This window comes from Streptomyces sp. NPDC090994, assembly GCF_044768905.1.
GTDB lineage: Bacteria > Actinomycetota > Actinomycetes > Streptomycetales > Streptomycetaceae > Streptomyces.
Genome location: NZ_JBIVWS010000004.1, coordinates 402,635 through 419,586 on the forward strand (window position 1 = coordinate 402,635; position 16,952 = coordinate 419,586).

Consider the following 16,952-nt stretch of genomic DNA (forward strand, 5'->3'; position numbering starts at 1 on the left):
ACAGTTTGGCTACATCTGGTCGGGCGTACGGCAGGAATTCGGAGTTCACGCTTTAGCGATCATCGGCGCGTTCCCCAACTCTACCGCGCTCAACCACATGGAATTGCCCCCTCCGCTTCTATTGCGGAGGGGGCAATTCGGGGGACGGTGGGTGACCGCGTCAGCCGCCCGCGACGGCCGGAATGATCGAGACGCCGGCCCCGTCGGGGGTGGCCGTCTCCAGACCCTGCTCGAAACGGACGTCGTCGTCGTTGACGTACACGTTGACGAAGCGGCGCAGCTTGCCCTGGTCGTCGAGGACGCGGGCGGAGATGCCGGTGTGGTTCTTCTCCAGATCGGCGATGACCTCGCCGAGGGTGGCCCCTTCGGCGGTCACTTCGGCCTGGCCGCCGGTGTAGGTGCGCAGGATGGTCGGGATGCGGACAGAGACACTCACTTGAAACCTCCGGTCAGGGAATCTACGTAGGGGCGCGTCACGCCAGTCCCGCCTCGCGGAACGATGCGAGGTTCGGCCGGATCGTCGCCGTGAGCCCGGTCCCCGCCACCGCGTCCAGCGTCTTCAGGCCGTCCCCGGTGTTGAGCACGACGGTGGTCAGCGCCGGGTCCAGCACCCCCGCCTCGATGAGCTTCTTCGTCACGCCCACCGTGACGCCGCCGGCGGTCTCCGCGAAGATCCCCTCGGTCCGCGCCAGCAGCTTGATGGCGTCGACGACCTGCTCGTCGTTGACGTCCTCCACCGCACCGCCGGTGCGGCGCGCGATGTCGAGGACGTAGGGGCCGTCGGCCGGGTTGCCGATCGCGAGGGACTTGGCGATGGTGTCCGGCTTCTGGGGGCGGACCACGTCGTGGCCGGCCTTGAAGGCGGTGGAGACCGGCGAGCAGCCTTCCGCCTGCGCGCCGAAGATCTTGTACGGCTTGTCCTCGACCAGGCCGAGCTGGATCAGCTCCTTCAGCCCCTTGTCGATCTTCGTGAGCTGGGAGCCGGAGGCGATGGGCACGACGAGCTGGTCGGGCAGCCGCCAGCCGAGCTGCTCGCAGATCTCGTACGCCAGGGTCTTGGAGCCCTCGGCGTAGTACGGGCGCAGGTTGACGTTGACGAAGCCCCAGCCCTCGCCGGCCGGGTCGCCGATCAGCTCGGAACAGAAGCGGTTGACGTCGTCGTAGTTGCCCTCGATGCCGACGAGTTCGCCGCCGTAGATCGCGGCCATGACGACCTTGCCCTGCTCCAGGTCGTGCGGGATGAACACGCACGAGCGCAGGCCGGCGCGGGCGGCGGCGGCGCCGACGGCGCCGGCCAGGTTGCCGGTGGAGGAGCAGGAGAGGGTGGTGAAGCCGAAGGCGCGGGCCGCCTCCAGGGCCTGGGCGACGACGCGGTCCTTGAAGGAGTGCGTCGGGTTGCCGGAGTCGTCCTTGACGTACAGACCGCCGGTGACGCCCAGCTCGGCGGCGAGGCGGTCGGCCTTGACGAGCTTGGTCCAGCCCGGGTTGATGTTGGGCTTGTCCGCGACATCGGCGGGGACGGGCAGGAGGGGCGCGTAACGCCAGATGTTGGTGGGGCCCGCCTCGATGCGCGCGCGGAGCTTCTCGGTGTCGTAGGACGAGAAGTCGTAAGCGATCTCCAGCGGGCCGAAACACTCCTCGCAGGCGAAGACCGGGCCGAGGGGCACGCGGTGGCCGCATTCCCGGCAGGAGAGCGCCGTGGCGGGGCCGAGATCGACGGAGGCGGCGGGAGTGGTGGTGCTTTCGGCAGTCTGCACAGCCATGGAGGCGAGGCCCTTTCTCCTCATCTTCCTCACGACGCATCTCGCCGTGAGACGGATTTGGCACCTTCCCGAGCCGGGAGCCTCGCTTCTTCACGAGTGCCGACTGGAGGGTTGCCGGGGCTTCATCGGGCCGTGTCCCTCTGCCCCTCTGGATGAGCTGTATGTGGTTGTCAGCGGCGGCCACCCCCGACATGCGATGGTCATCCGCGTTGTTCAAGACTGTAACCGACGGCCAGGACAGTTGAGATAGTCGTCCGATGCGCGAGATGGATCACATAAGGGATGCGTGGTCCGTACAGGGAGGAGCCGCAGACCGTGCTGGAAGAAGTCGAGCGTTGGCTCAGCGCACGTTCCTGGTCCGTGTCCGACCGGCCGCTCCACCAGATACTGGCCGCCAAGCAGCGCACGGGCCAGACCGTCAGTGTGGTGCTTCCCGCGCTGAACGAGGAGGAGACGGTCGGCGACATCGTCGCCGCGATCCGGCACGACCTGATGTGCCAGGTGCCGCTGGTCGACGAGATCGTGGTGGTCGACTCCGGGTCGACGGACGCCACCGCGAAGGTGGCCGCGGCGGCCGGCGCCCGCGTCGCGCACCGCGACGAGATCCTCCCGCGCGTCGCGCCCGTGCCCGGCAAGGGCGAGGTGCTGTGGCGGTCGCTGCTGGTGACGGGCGGCGACATCGTGGCGTTCGTGGACGCGGACCTGAGGGAGTTCTCGTCCGACTTCGTCACCGGCATCGTCGGTCCGCTGCTCACCGACCCGGACGTGCACCTGGTCAAGGCCATGTACGACCGTCCGCTGGGCTCCGCCGCCGGGCAGGGCGGCCGGGTCACCGAGCTGATGGCCCGGCCGCTGCTGAACATGCACTGGCCGCAGCTGGCCGGGTTCGTGCAGCCGCTGGGCGGCGAGTACGCGGCCCGCCGCTCGCTGCTCGAACGGCTGCCGTTCCCCGTGGGGTACGGGGTGGAGCTGGGGATGCTGGTGGACGCGCTGCACCTGGTGGGGCTCGACGCGCTGGCCCAGGTGGACGTCGGGGTGCGCAAGCACCGGCACCAGGACGGGCAGGCGCTGGGCCGGATGTCCGCCGCGATCTACCGCACCGCCCAGCTGCGGCTGGCCCGCGGCCATCTGATCCGGCCGTCGCTGACCCAGTTCGAGCGCGGCGAGGACGGGTTCGAGCCGCGCACCTTCTCGGTGGACACCGAGGAACGGCCACCGATGCTGGAGATCGCGGAGTACGCGCGGCGCAAGGTGGCGTGAACGTACGTTTGAGCTGGTGGCGGCCGGGCTAGGTTGAGGCGTATGGCTTCAACCTTCGGTGCTGCTCAGGTACTGGTGGCCTCCAACCGTGGCCCCGTCTCGTACGAGATCCGCGAGGACGGTTCGCTGCGGTCGAAACGCGGAGGCGGCGGGCTGGTCTCCGGGCTGTCGGCGATCGGGCCGGACGCGGGGGCGCTGTGGGTGTGCTCGGCGCTGTCCGACGGCGACCGCGAGGCGGTGCGGCGCGGGGCCGGCGAGGACGGCGTGCGGATGCTGGACGTACCGGCGGACGTGCACGCGGACGCGTACAACGGGATCGCCAACTCGGTGCTGTGGTTCGTGCACCACATGCTGTACCAGACGCCGCTGGAGCCGGTCTTCGACGCGGAGTTCCGGCGGCAGTGGGCGTCCTACGAGGCGTTCAACCGGGCCTTCGCCGAGGCGCTGGCCGAGGAGGCCGCCGAGGGCGCGGCCGTGCTGGTGCAGGACTACCACCTGACGCTGGTGCCGGGGATGCTGCGCGAGCTGCGCCCGGACGTGCGGATCAGCCACTTCTCGCACACGCCGTGGGCGCCGGTGGAGTACTTCCGGATGCTGCCCGACGACATCGCCGCGCAGGTGCTGCGCGGGATGCTGGGCGCGGACCGGCTCGGGTTCCTCACCCGGCGGTGGGCCGAGGCGTTCACCGCGTGCTGTGACGCGCTGGTCGGCGGGCTCGGGGACACCGTGGTCGGGGTGCACGGGCTCGGGGCCGACGCGGACTTCCTGCGCGAGCGGTCGCACGAGGCCGACGTGGACGAGCGGATGGCGGCGCTGCGGGAGCAGATCGGGCCGGGGCGGAAGACCATCGTGCGGGTCGACCGGACCGAGCTGTCGAAGAACATCGTGCGCGGGCTGCTGGCCTACCGGCGGCTGCTGGCGGACCGGCCCGAGTGGCGCGAGCGGGTGGTGCACGTGGCGTTCGCCTACCCGTCCCGGCAGGACCTCGCGGTCTACCGGGAGTACACGGCCGAGGTGCGGCGGGTGGCCGAGGAGATCAACGCGGAGTACGGGACGGACGGCTGGACGCCGGTCCTGCTGCACGTCGAGGACGACTTCGCGCGGTCGCTCGCGGCCTACCGGCTGGCGGACGTGGCGCTGGTCAACCCCATCCGGGACGGGATGAACCTGGTCGCCAAGGAGGTGCCGGTCGTCTCCGACGAGGGGTGCGCGCTGGTGCTGTCGCGGGAGGCGGGGGCGTTCGAGGAGCTGGGCGAGGACGCGGTGGCCGTCAATCCGTACGACGTGACGGGGACGGCGGAGGCGTTGCACGAGGCGCTCGGCCTGTCGGCGGGAGAGCGGGCCGAGCGGTCGAAGCGGCTGGCGGCGGCGGCGACCGCGTTGCCGCCGGCGCGGTGGTTCCTGGAGCAGCTGGAGGCGTTGCGGGGCTGAGGGGCGGCGGCTTCGCGCACTACTTCGTCCGCACCGCCGGGCAGTAGCCGGTGTCCGTGCCGATGGAGTTGATCTCGGCGTTGGAGCGCGGGTCGTCGGCGTAGTTCAACTGGTCCGTGCACTTCGAGGTCTTCTCCGCGGGCGTGCCCGACAGCGGTGCGGGGCAGGAGCCGGTGTCGGCGCCGATGGAGTTGATCTCCGCGTTGGAGCGCGGGTCGTCGGCGTAGTTCAGCTGGTCCGTGCACTCCGTGGTCTCCTGTGTGGACGTGCCCGACAGCGGCTCCGGGCAGGTGCCCGTGTCGGCGCCGATGGAGTTGATCTCCGCGTTGGAGCGCGGGTCGTCGGCGTAGTCGAGCTGGTCCGTGCAGCTCAGGTCGGTCCCGGTGGTCGCGGCCTGGTCCGTGCGCGTGTCGTCCGCGGTGCCCTGGGCGGACGCGCCGGCCGAGGCGGAGGCCGGCGGGGTGCTCGCGTCGGCGGTCGCGGCGGCCGGGGACGCCGCGGTGCTGTCGCCGCCACCGCCGCAGGCGGTGAGGGAGAGGCCGGCGGCGAGGGCGACGAGGGCGAGCAGCGGGGCCTTGCGGGCGGACTTCGGGGCCTTGCGAGCGGACATGGTCTCTCCTCCACGGTTGCGGGCCCGGGTGGGCGGCTTCTCGTCGTGGAGGAGGCCCGGGGGCGCCGGGCCGGTTGCCCCGTGCGTGGCGTCAGGACGGGCCTGTGACACACGGGGAGACGCGCTGTGACGTTGTCTCAGGCCAGGCGCCGGGCGAGCGCGCCGAGCAGGGCGACCACCCCGGCCGGGCCGTCCACCTCCAGGTCCGCGCGCTTCCTCAGTTCCGTCACCTCGTCGCTGCCGCTGCACACCAGCAGGCCGGGGGTGCCCTCGGTGCGGAGCCGCTCGACGGCGGAGTAGGCGGGGAGGTCGCCGAGGTCGTCGCCGGCGTAGAGGACCGCGCCGGCGCCGATGCCCTCGACGTGGTCCAGGAGGGCGGCGCCCTTGTCCATGCCGGGCGGACGCAGTTCCAGGACCATGCGGCCGGGCTCGACGATCAGGCCGTGGCGGGCGGCGAGGCCGGTGAGAGGGGCGCGCAGGGCCTCGAAGGCGGCCTGTGGATCGGCGGCCCGGCGGGTGTGGACGGCGACGGAGCGGCCCTTGTCCTCGGTCCGGGTGCCGTCCGGGGCCCCGGCCAGCAGTCCGGGCAGTTCGGCGCGGACGGCGGCGACCCCGGGGTGCGGGGCCGGGGCGGTGACGGCGCCGGTGGCGGCGTCCCAGCGTTCGGCGCCGTAGTGGCCGAGGACGACGAGGTGCTCCAGGCCGGGTACGCCGGCGAAGCCGCCGTGGCGGACGGCGACCTCGGCCGGGCGGCCGGTGATCACCGCGACGGAGGCGACCTTCGGGGCGAGCGCGGCCAGCGCGGGCACCGCGCCGGGGTGGGCGCGGGCCTGGTCGGGGTCGGGCACGATCTCGGCGAGCGTGCCGTCGAAGTCGAGCGCGATCACCGCCCGGCCGGGGTCGGCGAGGAGCCCGTCGAGCCCTTCGCGCCCGGCCTCGGTGGCGGGTGCCGGCAGGTGGTCCAGCGGGTCGGGGGTTGCGTCCGTGTGGCTGCCCATACCGCGAACCTATCCCGGCGGGACGGGTCGCACGCCTCCGCGATCGGCCGGCGTCAGCGGGACGGGGGCGGGCCTTGGTGATCGGCGGGCCTGAACGGGACCGGGGGCGGGCCCGAGCCGGACCAGGACGGGCGTCGGCGATCCGCGGGCCTGAACGGGACCGGGGGCGGGCCCGAGCCGGACCAGGACGGGCGTCGGCGATCCGCGGGCCCCGATGATCCGCGGGCCCCGGTGATCCGCAGGCCCCGGTGATCCGCGGGCCCCGGTGCCCCGGCCGCCTCGGTGACGCGCCGGCCTGAGCGGCCCGTCCGTTTCGGGGACCGCCTCAGCGTTCCCCCCGGCGGGACTCCCGGACGCGGCGCAGGCGGTTCACCGTCACCGGGTCCGCCGCCAGGGCCCGGGGGTCGTCCAGGAGGGCGTTGAGGAGCTGGTAGTAGCGGACGGGGGCGAGGCCCAGTTCCTCGCGGATCACGCGCTCCTTGGCGCCGGGGCCGGAAAACCCGCGGCGCTCCAGCGCGAGGACGCGCCGCTCCCGCTCCCCCAGCGGCTGCTGCTCACCTTCATCCATGTCCGCACCGTAACGCCGGGCGCCGACAGCGGGCGACGGCGCCGTCCCGCGCTACCCGGCGCTCTCGGCCTGGTTCGCGGTGGTCTCCAGCAGCCGGAGCACCGACTCCGGGTCCCCGCCGGAGGCGACCGCCTTGCCGATGTTCTTCTTGATCTCCGCGCTGACCGTGGCCCAGGAGGTCTCGCCCACCGGGTACAGCTCGGAGGTCAGCAGCTCGTCGAGGAAGGGCTTCAGGTGCTCGTCCTCCTCGGCCGCCGCCATCGTCTCGGAGGCGGAGGCGGTGACCGGCAGCAGGTCGTAGCGGCGGGAGAAGTCGAGGACGTTGTCGTCGTCGTAGACGAAGTCGAGGAAGTCGCCGACCTCCTCCTGGTGGCCGTTCTTCTTGAACGCGGTCATCCAGTCGGTGACGCCCAGCGTGCTCCTGCTCTCCCCGTCGACGCCGGGGGTGGGCACCATGCCGTACTTCACGCCGTTCTTCTCGGCCATCGCCATCAGCGACGGGTGGCCGTTGAGCATGCCGACCTCGCCCTTGGCGAACGCGGCGAAGGCGTCCGCCCGGTTGAGCTTGCCGGGCGCGACCGGGCCGGTCAGGTCCTTGCCGACCAGCTCGTCCTTGAGCCAGGTGAAGGTGGTGACGTTCTGCGCGGAGTCGATGGTGTAGGTGCCGACGGTGTCGGTGTAGCCGCCTCCGCCGCTGAGCAGCCACTGCATGGTCTCCGCCTGCGCCTCCTCGGGCCCGAGCGGCAGCGCGTACGGGTACGTCACCCCCTGCTCCTTCAGCGCCTCGGCGGCCTCGGCGAGGTCGTCCCAGCTCTTGGGCGCGGAGAGGCCGGCCTTGGCGAAGAGGGTCTTGTTGTAGAACAGCACGCGCGTGGAGGCCGCGAACGGCAGGCCGTACTGCACCCCCTTGACCTGGCCCGCGGCGGCGAGCTGGGAGACGAAGTTGGCCTGGGTGGGGATGGAGAGCAGGTCGTCGGCCCGGTAGAGCAGGCCCTCGTCCGCGTAGTCGGCGTAGGCGCCGATCTGGGCCAGGTCGGGCGCCTTGCCGGCGTCGACCATCTCGCGGACCTTCCGGTCGACGTCGTTCCACGAGTAGACGGTGACCTCGACGTTCACGTCGGAGTGGCTCGACTCGTAGGCCTCGGCCAGTTCGTCCCAGTACCGCTGGGAGCTGGTGGACTCGCTGTCGCCGTAGTCGGCGGCGACCAGGCGGAGGGTCACCTCGTCCGACCCGCCCGAGCCGCAGCCGCCGAGGACCACGGCCATGCCCAGGGCGGACACCACCGCGATCGTCCCTTTTCCACGCCGCTGCACTGTTCGCTCCCCGCTTCGCCGACCGGATTGCGCCGATCCTTGTCCGTTTAACGGATCAAGGTCTACACCACACCAGTGGACTAGACCTCTCGCGGGTCATCGGGCCACACTGTTCCCCGTGAGACATGTCATCGCCCTGGACGTGGGCGGCACCGGAATGAAGGCCGCCCTGGCCGGGCCGGACGGCGAGCCGCTGCACCGGGCCCGCCGGCCCACCGGCCGCGACCGCGGGCCCGAGGCGGTCGTCGAGTCCGTCCTGGAGTTCGCCGCCGAGCTGAGCCTCCTGGGGGCGGAACGGTTCGGCACGCCGCCCGCGGCGGCCGGTGTCGCCGTCCCGGGCATCGTCGACGACGCGCACGGCACCGCCGTCTACGCCGCCAACCTCGGCTGGCGGGACGTCCCGCTGCGCGCCCTGCTGAGCGAGCGGCTCGGCGGCATCCCGGTCGCCCTCGGCCACGACGTGCGCACCGGCGGCCTCGCCGAGGGCCGCGTCGGCGCGGGCCGGGGCACCGACCGCTTCCTCTTCGTCCCCCTCGGCACCGGCATCGCGGGCGCCATCGGCATCGACGGCCGGGTGGAGGGCGGCGCGCACGGCTTCGCCGGCGAGATCGGCCACGTCGTCGTACGCCCCGGCGGCACCCCCTGCCCGTGCGGGCAGCGCGGCTGCCTGGAGCGGTACGCCTCCGCGAGCGCCGTCGGCCAGGCGTGGGCGGCGGCCTCGGGCGACCCCGACGCGGACGCCGCCGACTGCGCCGAGGCCGTCGCCTCCGGGGACGTACGGGCGGCGCGGGTGTGGCAGGAGGCGGTGGACGCCCTGGCCGACGGCCTGGTCACCGCGCTGACCCTGCTGGACCCCCGGACACTGATCATCGGTGGCGGCCTGGCGGAGGCGGGGGAAACCTTGTTCACACCGCTGCGGGCGGCCGTGACCCGCCGGATCACCTTCCAGACCCGCCCGGACATCGTCCCCGCGGCCCTGGGCGACACCGCCGGATGTCTCGGCGCCGGTCTCCTGGCCTGGGACCTACTCGACCGTACGGAGGAAACGTCCTGATGGCAGTCGACCCAGGGGCGCGGGACAGCGCCGGCATGCGACTCCGTCGCGGAGCGCGACCAGCCACGGCATACCCGCACCCCGCGACGGACACATCCCCCACATCCCCCACATCCCCCCTGATCCTGTCCGGCGCCGACGTCGTCCTCCCCACCGGCACCGTGGCAGCGGGCCAAGTAGTGGTGGACGGCACCCGCATTGCCGCCGAGCCCCCCGAGAACGCCCACGTCATCGACCTGACCGGCCACTGGATCGTCCCCGGCTTCGTGGACCTCCACAACCACGGCGGCGGCGGAGCCTCCTTCGCCGGGGGCACCGCCGAGGACGTCCTCCAGGGCGTCGAGACCCACCGGCGCCACGGCACGACCACCGTCGTCGCCTCCGCCGTCACCGGCGACCTGGACTTCCTGGCCCGGCACGCCGGGATGCTCGCCGAGCTGGCCCAGCAGGGCGACATCGCCGGCATCCACTTCGAGGGCCCGTTCATCTCCCCGTGCCGCAAGGGCGCGCACGACGAGCAGTTGCTGCGCGACCCCGACCCGGCCGAGGTCCGCAAGCTCGTCGACGCGGCCCACGGCCACGCGAAGATGATGACGCTGGCCACCGAGCTGCCGGGCGGCCTGGACTCCGTACGCCTGCTCACCGAGCACGGCGTGATCGCTGCGGTCGGGCACACGGACGCGACGTACGAGCAGACGCTCCGGGCCATCGACGCGGGCGCGACGGTCGCCACCCACCTGTTCAACGCGATGCCGCCGATCGGCCACCGGGCCCCGGGTCCGATCACGGCGCTGCTGGAGGACGAGCGGGTCACCGTCGAGCTGATCAACGACGGTGTCCACCTGCACCCGGCCGCGCTCCGGCTCGCCTTCCACCACGCGGGGGCCGGCCGCGTCGCCTTCATCACGGACGCGATGGACGCGGCCGGCTTCGGCGACGGCCGCTACATGCTGGGCCCGATGGAGGTCGAGGTCGCGGACGGTGTGGCCCGGCTGGTGGAGGGTGGTTCGATCGCCGGCTCCACGCTCACCCTGGACCGCGCCTTCAAGCGGGCGGTGACGGTGGACGGGCTGCCGGTCGAGGACGTGGTCGCGGCGATCTCCGCCAACCCGGCGCGGCTGCTCGGCCTGGACGACCGGGTGGGTTCGCTGGAGCCGGGCAAGGATGCCGACCTGGTGGTGCTGGACTCCGCGTTCGACGTGGTGGGCGTGATGCGCCGGGGCGCCTGGGTGGTCGATCCCCAACTGGGCTGATCCGTCCCCGGGCCGGCCCGGTCCGCTCGCCCCCGGGACTGGGCCGACCGCCCCGCGTTTGGCATGATCGGAGCACCATCGCACGCCGCCGAGGGCAGCGGCGCCGCACGTAGTCGGGGGAGGTCGGCCCGGTGATCCTCACGGTCACGCTGAACACCGCTCTCGACCTCACCTACCGCGTCCCCGGCCTCACGCCGCACGCCTCCCACCGCGTCACCGAGGTGACCGAGCGGCCCGGCGGCAAGGGCATCAACGTGGCCCGGGTGCTGTCGGCCCTCGGGCACGAGGTGACGGTCACCGGCTTCGCGGGCGGCGCCACCGGACGCGCCGTGCGCGACGGCCTCACCGGCCTCCCCCGGCTGGTCGACGCGCTGCTGCCGGTCACCGGCGCCACCCGGCGCACCATAGCCGTCGTCGACGAGCACACCGGCGACACCACCCAGCTGAACGAACCCGGCCCCCTGATCACCCCCGCCGAGTGGAACGCGTTCCAGGAGGCGTACGAGGATCTGCTCGCCGGCGGTGTCTCGGCGGTGGCCCTGTGCGGCAGCCTGCCGCCGGGCGTCCCGGTGGGCGCCTACGCCGGTCTTGTGCGCGCCGCGCGCGCCGCCGCGGTGCCGGTGCTGCTGGACACCAGCGGGGAGCCGCTGCGCCGGGCGGTGGCCGCCCGCCCGGACCTGATCAAGCCGAACGCCGACGAACTGGCCGAGCTGACCGGTTCCCACGAGCCGCTGCGGGCCACGCGGGACGCCCGGCGGCGCGGCGCCCGGGCCGTGGTCGCCTCACTGGGCGCCGAGGGGCTGCTGGCGGTGACCGCGGAGGGCCGCTGGCGGGCCGCCCCGCCCGCCCGGGTGCGCGGCAATCCGACCGGCGCGGGGGATTCGGCGGTGGCGGGTCTGCTGTCGGGCCTGGCCGAGCGGCTGCCCTGGCCGGACCGGCTGGCCCGCGCGGTCGCCCTGTCGGCGGCGACGGTGCTGGCGCCGGTGGCGGGCGAGTACGACCAACGGGCCTACGAGGAGCTGCTGAGCCGGGTGACGGTGACGGCGGAGGCCGACGCGGCCTGACGGCCCTGCCGCCGGGTCAGCTGGTGACCTGCCCTTCCTTCAGCCAGAGCTGGTCCAGCAGGATGTCGCACTTGTCGCCGTCCTGGCAGGAGACGGAGATGGTGTTGGTGCCCTTGTTGAGAGACGGGTAGGCGTAGGTCTGGGTCCAGCCCTTGGTGTAGTCGCCGTCCTTGGCATGGGCGAAGTTGCCGAGGTTCAGCTTGCTGCCGAACTCCTTGCCGTTGATCGTCAGCGTCATCGACTGGTCGGCGTCGGCGGTGCTGTAGCGGGCGAAGAGGGTGTAGACACCGGCCTTCGGGATGCCGTTGACGGTCCAGGTGGCCGAGGCGCCGCTCTGGTCGAGGCCGGTCACGTACGTGCCGCCCTCCGACTCGGCGCCCTCGACGTCGGACGCCGTGGAGGCACCACTGAGCTGGAGGCCGGCCGCGTCGGTCGTCGGCAGTTCCCCGGTGCTCTGCGCGCTGCCGCTGGCGGACGGGCTGGGTTCGCCGCTGCTCTGGGACTGGGTCGGGGTGACCCCGCCGGCCTGGTCGGTGCCCTTGTCGTCGTCATCGCCGCTGCTGGTCATGGCGATGCCGATGCCGATGACGACGGCGGCGACCACCGCGATGGCGCCGATCAGCAGGCCCTTGGTGTTGGGCCCGCGACGCCCGCCGCCGTGCCCGCCCCCGTGCCCGCCCCCGTGCCCGCCGCCGTGTCCCGGCTGCTGGTGCGGGGCGGCGGGGGCGCCGCCGGGGAGCGTCTCCGGGGCGGCGTAGTGCGGGTTCTGGGCGCCGTAGGGCGCGTTCGGCCGGCCGTAGGCGCCCTGCTGGGGCGGAGCGGCCTGCTGGGCGGCGGCCTGTCCGCCGTACTGGCGGGTACCGACCGGGCGCACGCGGTTGACCGAGTTGGGGTAGCCGTAGCCACCGGACGGCGGCTGGGCCCCGTTGGCCTGCCCGTCGGCGTACAGGTAGCCGAAGGGGTCGTCGTCCTCGGGCGTGCTCGCGCCGTTGTTGCCGGGCGTCATCCCTAGGTCTCCTAACCAGGTGCGGTGCGGGTGCGGTGTACGTGGTGAGAGGCCGAGCCTACCCGGTGCCGGTGACCCGAACGGGTGACTCGGGCCGCATCAACTCGCTGACCTGGGGATCATCCCGCCCGCCGGTGTTGTTTGGGACGAGATCGTTTCTCGATGTACATCCGCTCGTCCGCGGACTTCAGCACCTCGTCGGCGGTCATGCCGCAGTGCGCCCACCCGATGCCGAAGCTGGCGCCCACCCGCACGGCCCGTCCCTCGGCCCGGATCGGCTGGATGATCTCGTTGCGCAGCCGTACGGCGAGGTCGGCGGCGTCGGCCCGGCCGAGGCCGTCGGCGAGGATGACGAACTCGTCGCCGCCGAGCCGGGCCACCGTGTCGCCGTCCCGGACGCCGCCGGAGAGCCGCCGGGCGACCTCGATGAGCACGGCGTCGCCCGCGTTGTGCCCGAACCGGTCGTTGATCGACTTGAACCCGTCGAGGTCGCAGAAGAGCACCGCGAGCCCCTTGGTGCCGTCGTCCCGGTCGCCCTCGGGGGTGACCGCGTGCTCGTGGTGGTCGTGACCCTCGTACGGGTCCGGGTGGGGCGGGAAGTCGAAGTAGTGGCCGCCGGAGTCGAAGACGGGGTCGGCGGCCGGGGCGTCCCCGTAGGCGGCGTCCATGGCGTCGACCGCGGGGTGCGCCGACTGGGGGCGGGTGCACAGCCGGGCGGAGAGGCGGGAGCGCAGCTCGGCGGAGTTCGGCAGGCCGGTGAGGGAGTCGTGGGAGGCGCGGTGGGCGAGGGCCAGCTCGCGGCGCTTGCGCTCCTCGATGTCCTCGACGTGGGTGAGCAGGAAGCGGGGCCCGTCGGCGGCGTCGGCGACGACGCTGTTGCGCAGCGAGGTCCAGATGTGGGAGCCGTCCCGGCGGCGCAGCCGCAGCTCGGCCCGGCCGCCCTCGGCGGAGGTGCGCAGCAGGGTGCCGATGTCCTCGGGGTGGACGAGGTCGGAGAAGGAGTACCGGCGCATCGCGGAGGCGGGGCGGCCGAGCAGGCGGCACAGCGCGTCGTTGGTGCGCAGGATGCGGCCGTGCTGGTCGCCGCCCATCTCGGCGATGGCCATGCCGGAGGGGGCGTACTCGAAGGCCTGCCGGAAGCTCTCCTCGCTGGCGCGCAGGGCCTGCTGCTCGCGCTCCAGGCGGACCAGGGCGCGCTGCATGTTGGAGCGGAGCCGGGCGTTGCTGATCGCTATGGCGGCCTGGAACGCGTACATCTGCAAAGCCTCGCGGCCCCAGGCGCCGGGCCGGCGGCCGTTGCGCGGGCGGTCCACGGAGAGGACGCCGATCAGCTCGCCGCTGGTGCCGCCGCCCTGCGGGCCGGGGGCGTACATGGGGGCGAAGAGCCGGTCCGAGGGGTGCCACTCGTCCTCGAAGCGGGGCGCGGGCCCGTCGGTGTACCACTGCGGTACGTCGTCGTCGTCGAGGATCCAGCCCTCGGTGTGCGGGATGAAGATCAGGTCGCCCCACCGCTCGCCCATGTTCAGGCGGCGCTCCCAGGAGGAGCGGGGGCCGACGCGGCCGGTGATGAGGGCCTCGGCGGCCGAGTTCCCGGCGAAGGCGGCGACGACGAGGTCGCCGTCGGGGCGGACCAGGTTGACGCACGCCATCTCGTAGCCGAGGGCGTGGACCACGCCGTCCGCGACGGTCTGCAGGGTGTCCGCCAGACTGCGGGCCGTGTTCATGTCGGCCATGGCCTGGTGCAGTTGCCGAAGCGACGCAAGGCGGACGTACGGCTCCGACTCGGTCTCCATGCTCGCCCTCCCCCCGAGACCTCGCAGCGAATCAAGGGTCATCTTCGGCGCCATTGCCGGATCATGCGGATCATGCGGTTCGACGCTCGTCATGCTCGGTGACGCGCCGGTCTCGACGGTGCGGTCCCGATGACGCGGTCGACGATGCTCTTGCAGCTTCCCCGCCACTGAATCACAGCGCGCTGCCCACTCGGTACACAGGGTCAACAATTCCTACCTCTTGTGACTCAAGTCACAGCGGAAGATGAACAATTGCGTGATGTTTCCGCACTTTCCCTGTGCGTTTCCTGAACGCAAATTTCGGGTGGTGGTTCTCTCCCCTGGTCCTAGGTCTCCCGACCGGGACCGGAGCCCGATGCGGGCCCCGCGGGGCTGCCGTTAGCGTGGCGATGTGTCCCACACCAGCCCCGCCACCGTGTCCTCTCCCTCCCCCGCCGCCGCCGTGCATGCTGAGGGAGTGAGCAACGACGAGTTCCGCGCCGCCATGTCCCGGCTGGCCTCGGGCGTGGTCCTGGTGACCGCGCAGGAGCCGCCCCTGGACCCGGACGACCCCAGCGCCCCGCTCGGCGAGGACGTGGGGATGACGGCGACGGCCTTCCTCTCCGTCTCCCTGGACCCGCCGCTGGTCCTGGTGAGCCTGCGCGAGGGCTCCCGCATGGACGACCTGCTGGACGAGCAGCCCCGGTGGGCGGTCTCGGTCCTCTCGGAGAGCCAGCGGCACATCGCCGGCCGCTTCGCGATGAAGGGCCGCCTCAGCGACCGCCTCCTCTTCGAGGACATCCCCTACCTGCGCGGCGAGCAGTCGGGCGCGCCGCTGGTCGGCGGGGCGCTGGCGACCCTGGAGTGCCACACCGAGCAGCGGGTGAGCGCCGGCGACCACACGCTGGTCATCGGCCGGGTGCTCACGGCACGGGTGCCGAGCGCGGAGGGCGGTCCGCTGACGTACTTCCGGGGGCGGTACCGGCAGTTGGGCTGAGCCGCCGGCTCTTCGGCCCGCCGGTCTACTCCCAGCCCCGCCCGGAGCGTCCCCGCTTGGTCTGGGCGCGCTGCTTCTTCTCCCGCAGCCGGCGTTCGTTGATGCCGCGCGGGACGCGGGTCGGGCGGCGGGGCCTGGGCGGCGGCGCGGTCGCCTCGGCCAGCAGGGCCGCGAGGCGTACGGCGGCGGCCTCGCGGTTGCGCCACTGGGAGCGGTGCTCGGAGGCGCGGACGGTGACGACGCCGTCGGTCAGCCGCCCGGCCAGCCGCTCCAGCGCCCGCTGCTTCCACACCTCGGGCAGCGCCTGGGTGCGGGCGAGGTCGAACCGCAGCTCGACCTGGGTGTCGGTGGTGTTGACGTGCTGCCCGCCGGGCCCGGAGGACCGCGAGAAACGCCAGATCAGCTCGGCCTCCGGGAGGGAGACGGAGCCTCGGACGACATGCGGGCCGGACATCGGGGACATGCGGTCCATGGTCCCGCCCCCACCGGGTCCGCGTCACCCGATTATCCGAGTAAAGAAAGTAAAGCGAGCTGGAACCTTGCGTACCCCCCTCGTCGTTCTTGGGGGTAGCTGTAACTTTCTTGCCGTACGCACACGAGGGAAGGGACTCCCAACAATGGCTGTAAGCCTGTCCAAGGGTGGCAACGTCTCGCTCACCAAGGAGGCTCCGGGCCTGACCGCCGTCACCGTGGGCCTCGGCTGGGACGTCCGTACCACCACCGGCACCGACTTCGACCTGGACGCCTCCGCGATCGCGGTCAACACCCAGGGCAAGGTCTACTCGGACGCCCACTTCGTCTTCTTCAACAACAAGCAGACGCCGGACCAGTCCATCGTCCACACCGGCGACAACCGCACGGGCGAGGGCGCGGGCGACGACGAGGCGATCAACGTCAACCTGGCCGCCCTGCCGGCCGACATCGACAAGATCGTCTTCCCGGTCTCGATCTACGACGCGGAGAACCGCTCGCAGAACTTCGGCCAGGTCCGCAACGCCTACATCCGCATCGTCAACCAGGCCGGCGGCACGGAGATCGCCCGCTACGACCTGTCGGAGGACGCGGCGACCGAGACCGCCATGGTCTTCGGCGAGCTGTACCGCAACGGTGCGGAGTGGAAGTTCCGCGCGGTCGGCCAGGGTTATGCCTCGGGCCTCGTGGGCATCGCCCAGGACTTCGGCGTGAACGTCTGACGCCGCCCGTCCTTTCCGTCCCCGGCCCCGTCGAGCCACGGCTCGGCGGGGCCGAGGGCTGTGTCACGCCGGGTTCGTGGCGCCCACCTCGAACCACAGCAGCTTCCCGGTGCCGGGCCTGCCGGGCAGCACGTCCCCGAGCGACCAGGCACCCCATGTCTCGGCGTACTCCCGCACGAGGCGCAGTCCGCGTCCGCCGGGTGCGTCGGGCGGCACGGTGCGCCTCCCGTTCGCTTCCGCATCGGTGAACAGCACCGGGACGTACGGGTGGTTGTCCCACACCCCGACCCGCACCCGCCCGTCGCCGAGTGCGGTGAGCCGCAGGGAGCAGGGCCCTCCGGCGTGCCGGTAGGCGTTGGTGACCAGCTCGGACGCCAACAGTTCGACGTCGTCGACGAGTTCATGCCGACCGTGGCTGCTCAGCGCGGCCCGCACGGTCATACGTGCGACGCGTGCGGCTCTGGGGTCATGCGGCAGGCGGAGGGCGTACGCCCAGGTGTCGGGCGGGGATACGGTGCGCATGGAGGTCTCCGGGAGGAAGAGGAGGGATACGGCTGCCCGACGGCCGCGCCTTGCGGTGGCAGTGCCTGGGGAGGTGCGCTTCCGGCTTGTGAGGGCGGGAGTTGGGCGGTGCAGCGATACTCACCATAGAGGGCTCGATGTGATAGT

The 16,952-nt window shown here is 72.7% G+C and carries 17 protein-coding genes and 1 riboswitch; of the genes, 7 read left to right on the forward strand and 10 right to left on the reverse strand.

Features of this window, described 5'->3' with window-relative positions; all coding sequences use genetic code 11:
• Nucleotides 1-160 precede the first annotated feature (160 nt).
• Together ACIQR3_RS12000 and thrC are read right to left on the reverse strand one after the other, a co-directional pair.
• Nucleotides 161-436, reverse strand: a complete 276-nt coding sequence (locus ACIQR3_RS12000; protein WP_215170196.1) for a ubiquitin-like small modifier protein 1 — start codon at nt 434-436, stop codon at nt 161-163.
• A 37-nt stretch (nt 437-473) separates the two neighbouring features.
• Nucleotides 474-1,763, reverse strand: a complete 1,290-nt coding sequence (gene thrC / locus ACIQR3_RS12005; RefSeq protein WP_403537518.1) for a threonine synthase — start codon at nt 1,761-1,763, stop codon at nt 474-476.
• A gap of 17 nt (nt 1,764-1,780) precedes the next feature.
• Nucleotides 1,781-1,922: riboswitch (SAM riboswitch) on the reverse strand.
• Between the two features lie 156 nt (nt 1,923-2,078).
• Here thrC and ACIQR3_RS12010 point away from each other — a divergent pair.
• Both ACIQR3_RS12010 and ACIQR3_RS12015 read left to right on the forward strand, forming a co-directional pair.
• Nucleotides 2,079-3,023, forward strand: a complete 945-nt coding sequence (locus tag ACIQR3_RS12010; RefSeq protein ID WP_403537520.1) for a glucosyl-3-phosphoglycerate synthase — start codon at nt 2,079-2,081, stop codon at nt 3,021-3,023.
• Nucleotides 3,024-3,065: 42 nt separating this feature from the next.
• Nucleotides 3,066-4,454: a trehalose-6-phosphate synthase gene (locus ACIQR3_RS12015; protein WP_403537522.1), complete on the forward strand. Its 1,389-nt coding sequence runs from the start codon at nt 3,066-3,068 to the stop codon at nt 4,452-4,454.
• A gap of 19 nt (nt 4,455-4,473) precedes the next feature.
• Here ACIQR3_RS12015 and ACIQR3_RS12020 read toward each other — a convergent pair whose 3' ends face one another.
• The 4 genes from ACIQR3_RS12020 to ACIQR3_RS12035 form a co-directional block, all read right to left on the reverse strand.
• Entirely contained in the window at nt 4,474-5,064 is a 591-nt protein-coding gene (locus ACIQR3_RS12020; RefSeq protein WP_403537524.1) for a hypothetical protein, read from the reverse strand.
• A gap of 137 nt (nt 5,065-5,201) precedes the next feature.
• Nucleotides 5,202-6,062 carry a trehalose-phosphatase gene (gene otsB, locus ACIQR3_RS12025; RefSeq protein WP_403537526.1) on the reverse strand — a complete coding sequence of 287 codons (861 nt, stop codon included), beginning with the start codon at nt 6,060-6,062 and terminating at the stop codon, nt 5,202-5,204.
• A 325-nt stretch (nt 6,063-6,387) separates the two neighbouring features.
• Nucleotides 6,388-6,630 (reverse strand): DUF3263 domain-containing protein, encoded by a 243-nt coding sequence (locus ACIQR3_RS12030; protein WP_403537528.1) that lies wholly within the window; start codon nt 6,628-6,630, stop codon nt 6,388-6,390.
• 51 nt (nt 6,631-6,681) lie between these two features.
• The gene (locus ACIQR3_RS12035) at nt 6,682-7,896 is read right to left on the reverse strand and encodes an ABC transporter substrate-binding protein (RefSeq protein ID WP_403537806.1); all 1,215 of its coding nucleotides are present in this window, start codon (nt 7,894-7,896) and stop codon (nt 6,682-6,684) included.
• A gap of 166 nt (nt 7,897-8,062) precedes the next feature.
• On the opposite strand from ACIQR3_RS12035, the gene ACIQR3_RS12040 reads away from it, so the two are divergent.
• The 3 genes from ACIQR3_RS12040 (at nt 8,063) to ACIQR3_RS12050 (ending at nt 11,315) form a co-directional block, all read left to right on the forward strand.
• A complete protein-coding gene (locus tag ACIQR3_RS12040) occupies nt 8,063-8,998 on the forward strand; it encodes an ROK family protein (RefSeq protein WP_403537530.1) in 936 nt (311 codons plus the stop codon).
• 35 nt (nt 8,999-9,033) lie between these two features.
• Nucleotides 9,034-10,251 carry an N-acetylglucosamine-6-phosphate deacetylase gene (gene nagA, locus ACIQR3_RS12045; RefSeq protein ID WP_403537808.1) on the forward strand — a complete coding sequence of 406 codons (1,218 nt, stop codon included), beginning with the start codon at nt 9,034-9,036 and terminating at the stop codon, nt 10,249-10,251.
• Nucleotides 10,252-10,382: 131 nt separating this feature from the next.
• On the forward strand, nt 10,383-11,315 hold the full coding sequence (locus ACIQR3_RS12050) for a 1-phosphofructokinase family hexose kinase (protein WP_403537532.1): 933 nt from the start codon (nt 10,383-10,385) through the stop codon (nt 11,313-11,315).
• Between the two features lie 16 nt (nt 11,316-11,331).
• Here ACIQR3_RS12050 and ACIQR3_RS12055 read toward each other — a convergent pair whose 3' ends face one another.
• Both ACIQR3_RS12055 and cdgB read right to left on the reverse strand, forming a co-directional pair.
• Nucleotides 11,332-12,321 (reverse strand): carbohydrate-binding protein, encoded by a 990-nt coding sequence (locus tag ACIQR3_RS12055; protein WP_403537534.1) that lies wholly within the window; start codon nt 12,319-12,321, stop codon nt 11,332-11,334.
• Between the two features lie 119 nt (nt 12,322-12,440).
• Complete coding sequence (gene cdgB, locus ACIQR3_RS12060) at nt 12,441-14,114, reverse strand: diguanylate cyclase CdgB (RefSeq protein ID WP_215170177.1); 1,674 nt, start codon at nt 14,112-14,114, stop codon at nt 12,441-12,443.
• Nucleotides 14,115-14,571: 457 nt separating this feature from the next.
• Between cdgB and ACIQR3_RS12065 the strand changes: the two genes are divergently transcribed.
• A complete protein-coding gene (locus ACIQR3_RS12065) occupies nt 14,572-15,090 on the forward strand; it encodes a flavin reductase family protein (RefSeq protein WP_403537535.1) in 519 nt (172 codons plus the stop codon).
• Between the two features lie 25 nt (nt 15,091-15,115).
• Here ACIQR3_RS12065 and arfB read toward each other — a convergent pair whose 3' ends face one another.
• Nucleotides 15,116-15,553, reverse strand: a complete 438-nt coding sequence (arfB, locus tag ACIQR3_RS12070) for an alternative ribosome rescue aminoacyl-tRNA hydrolase ArfB (RefSeq protein ID WP_403537537.1) — start codon at nt 15,551-15,553, stop codon at nt 15,116-15,118.
• Nucleotides 15,554-15,707: 154 nt separating this feature from the next.
• On the opposite strand from arfB, the gene ACIQR3_RS12075 reads away from it, so the two are divergent.
• Nucleotides 15,708-16,283, forward strand: a complete 576-nt coding sequence (locus ACIQR3_RS12075; RefSeq protein WP_403537539.1) for a TerD family protein — start codon at nt 15,708-15,710, stop codon at nt 16,281-16,283.
• A 63-nt stretch (nt 16,284-16,346) separates the two neighbouring features.
• Here the strand turns inward: ACIQR3_RS12075 and ACIQR3_RS12080 are convergent, their stop codons facing one another.
• Nucleotides 16,347-16,805: an ATP-binding protein gene (locus ACIQR3_RS12080; protein WP_403537541.1), complete on the reverse strand. Its 459-nt coding sequence runs from the start codon at nt 16,803-16,805 to the stop codon at nt 16,347-16,349.
• Nucleotides 16,806-16,952 lie beyond the last annotated feature (147 nt).

Coding starts and splice junctions, on each gene's coding strand:
- cdgB (WP_215170177.1), bottom strand. CDS start 14,114: ATGGAGACCGAGTCGGAGCCGTACGTCCGCCTTGCGTCGCTTCGGCAA.
- thrC (WP_403537518.1), bottom strand. CDS start 1,763: ATGGCTGTGCAGACTGCCGAAAGCACCACCACTCCCGCCGCCTCCGTC.
- ACIQR3_RS12055 (WP_403537534.1), bottom strand. CDS start 12,321: ATGACGCCCGGCAACAACGGCGCGAGCACGCCCGAGGACGACGACCCC.
- ACIQR3_RS12080 (WP_403537541.1), bottom strand. CDS start 16,805: ATGCGCACCGTATCCCCGCCCGACACCTGGGCGTACGCCCTCCGCCTG.
- otsB (WP_403537526.1), bottom strand. CDS start 6,062: ATGGGCAGCCACACGGACGCAACCCCCGACCCGCTGGACCACCTGCCG.
- arfB (WP_403537537.1), bottom strand. CDS start 15,553: ATGTCCCCGATGTCCGGCCCGCATGTCGTCCGAGGCTCCGTCTCCCTC.
- ACIQR3_RS12075 (WP_403537539.1), top strand. CDS start 15,708: ATGGCTGTAAGCCTGTCCAAGGGTGGCAACGTCTCGCTCACCAAGGAG.
- ACIQR3_RS12020 (WP_403537524.1), bottom strand. CDS start 5,064: ATGTCCGCTCGCAAGGCCCCGAAGTCCGCCCGCAAGGCCCCGCTGCTC.
- ACIQR3_RS12030 (WP_403537528.1), bottom strand. CDS start 6,630: ATGGATGAAGGTGAGCAGCAGCCGCTGGGGGAGCGGGAGCGGCGCGTC.
- nagA (WP_403537808.1), top strand. CDS start 9,034: ATGCGACTCCGTCGCGGAGCGCGACCAGCCACGGCATACCCGCACCCC.
- ACIQR3_RS12015 (WP_403537522.1), top strand. CDS start 3,066: ATGGCTTCAACCTTCGGTGCTGCTCAGGTACTGGTGGCCTCCAACCGT.
- ACIQR3_RS12035 (WP_403537806.1), bottom strand. CDS start 7,896: ATGGCCGTGGTCCTCGGCGGCTGCGGCTCGGGCGGGTCGGACGAGGTG.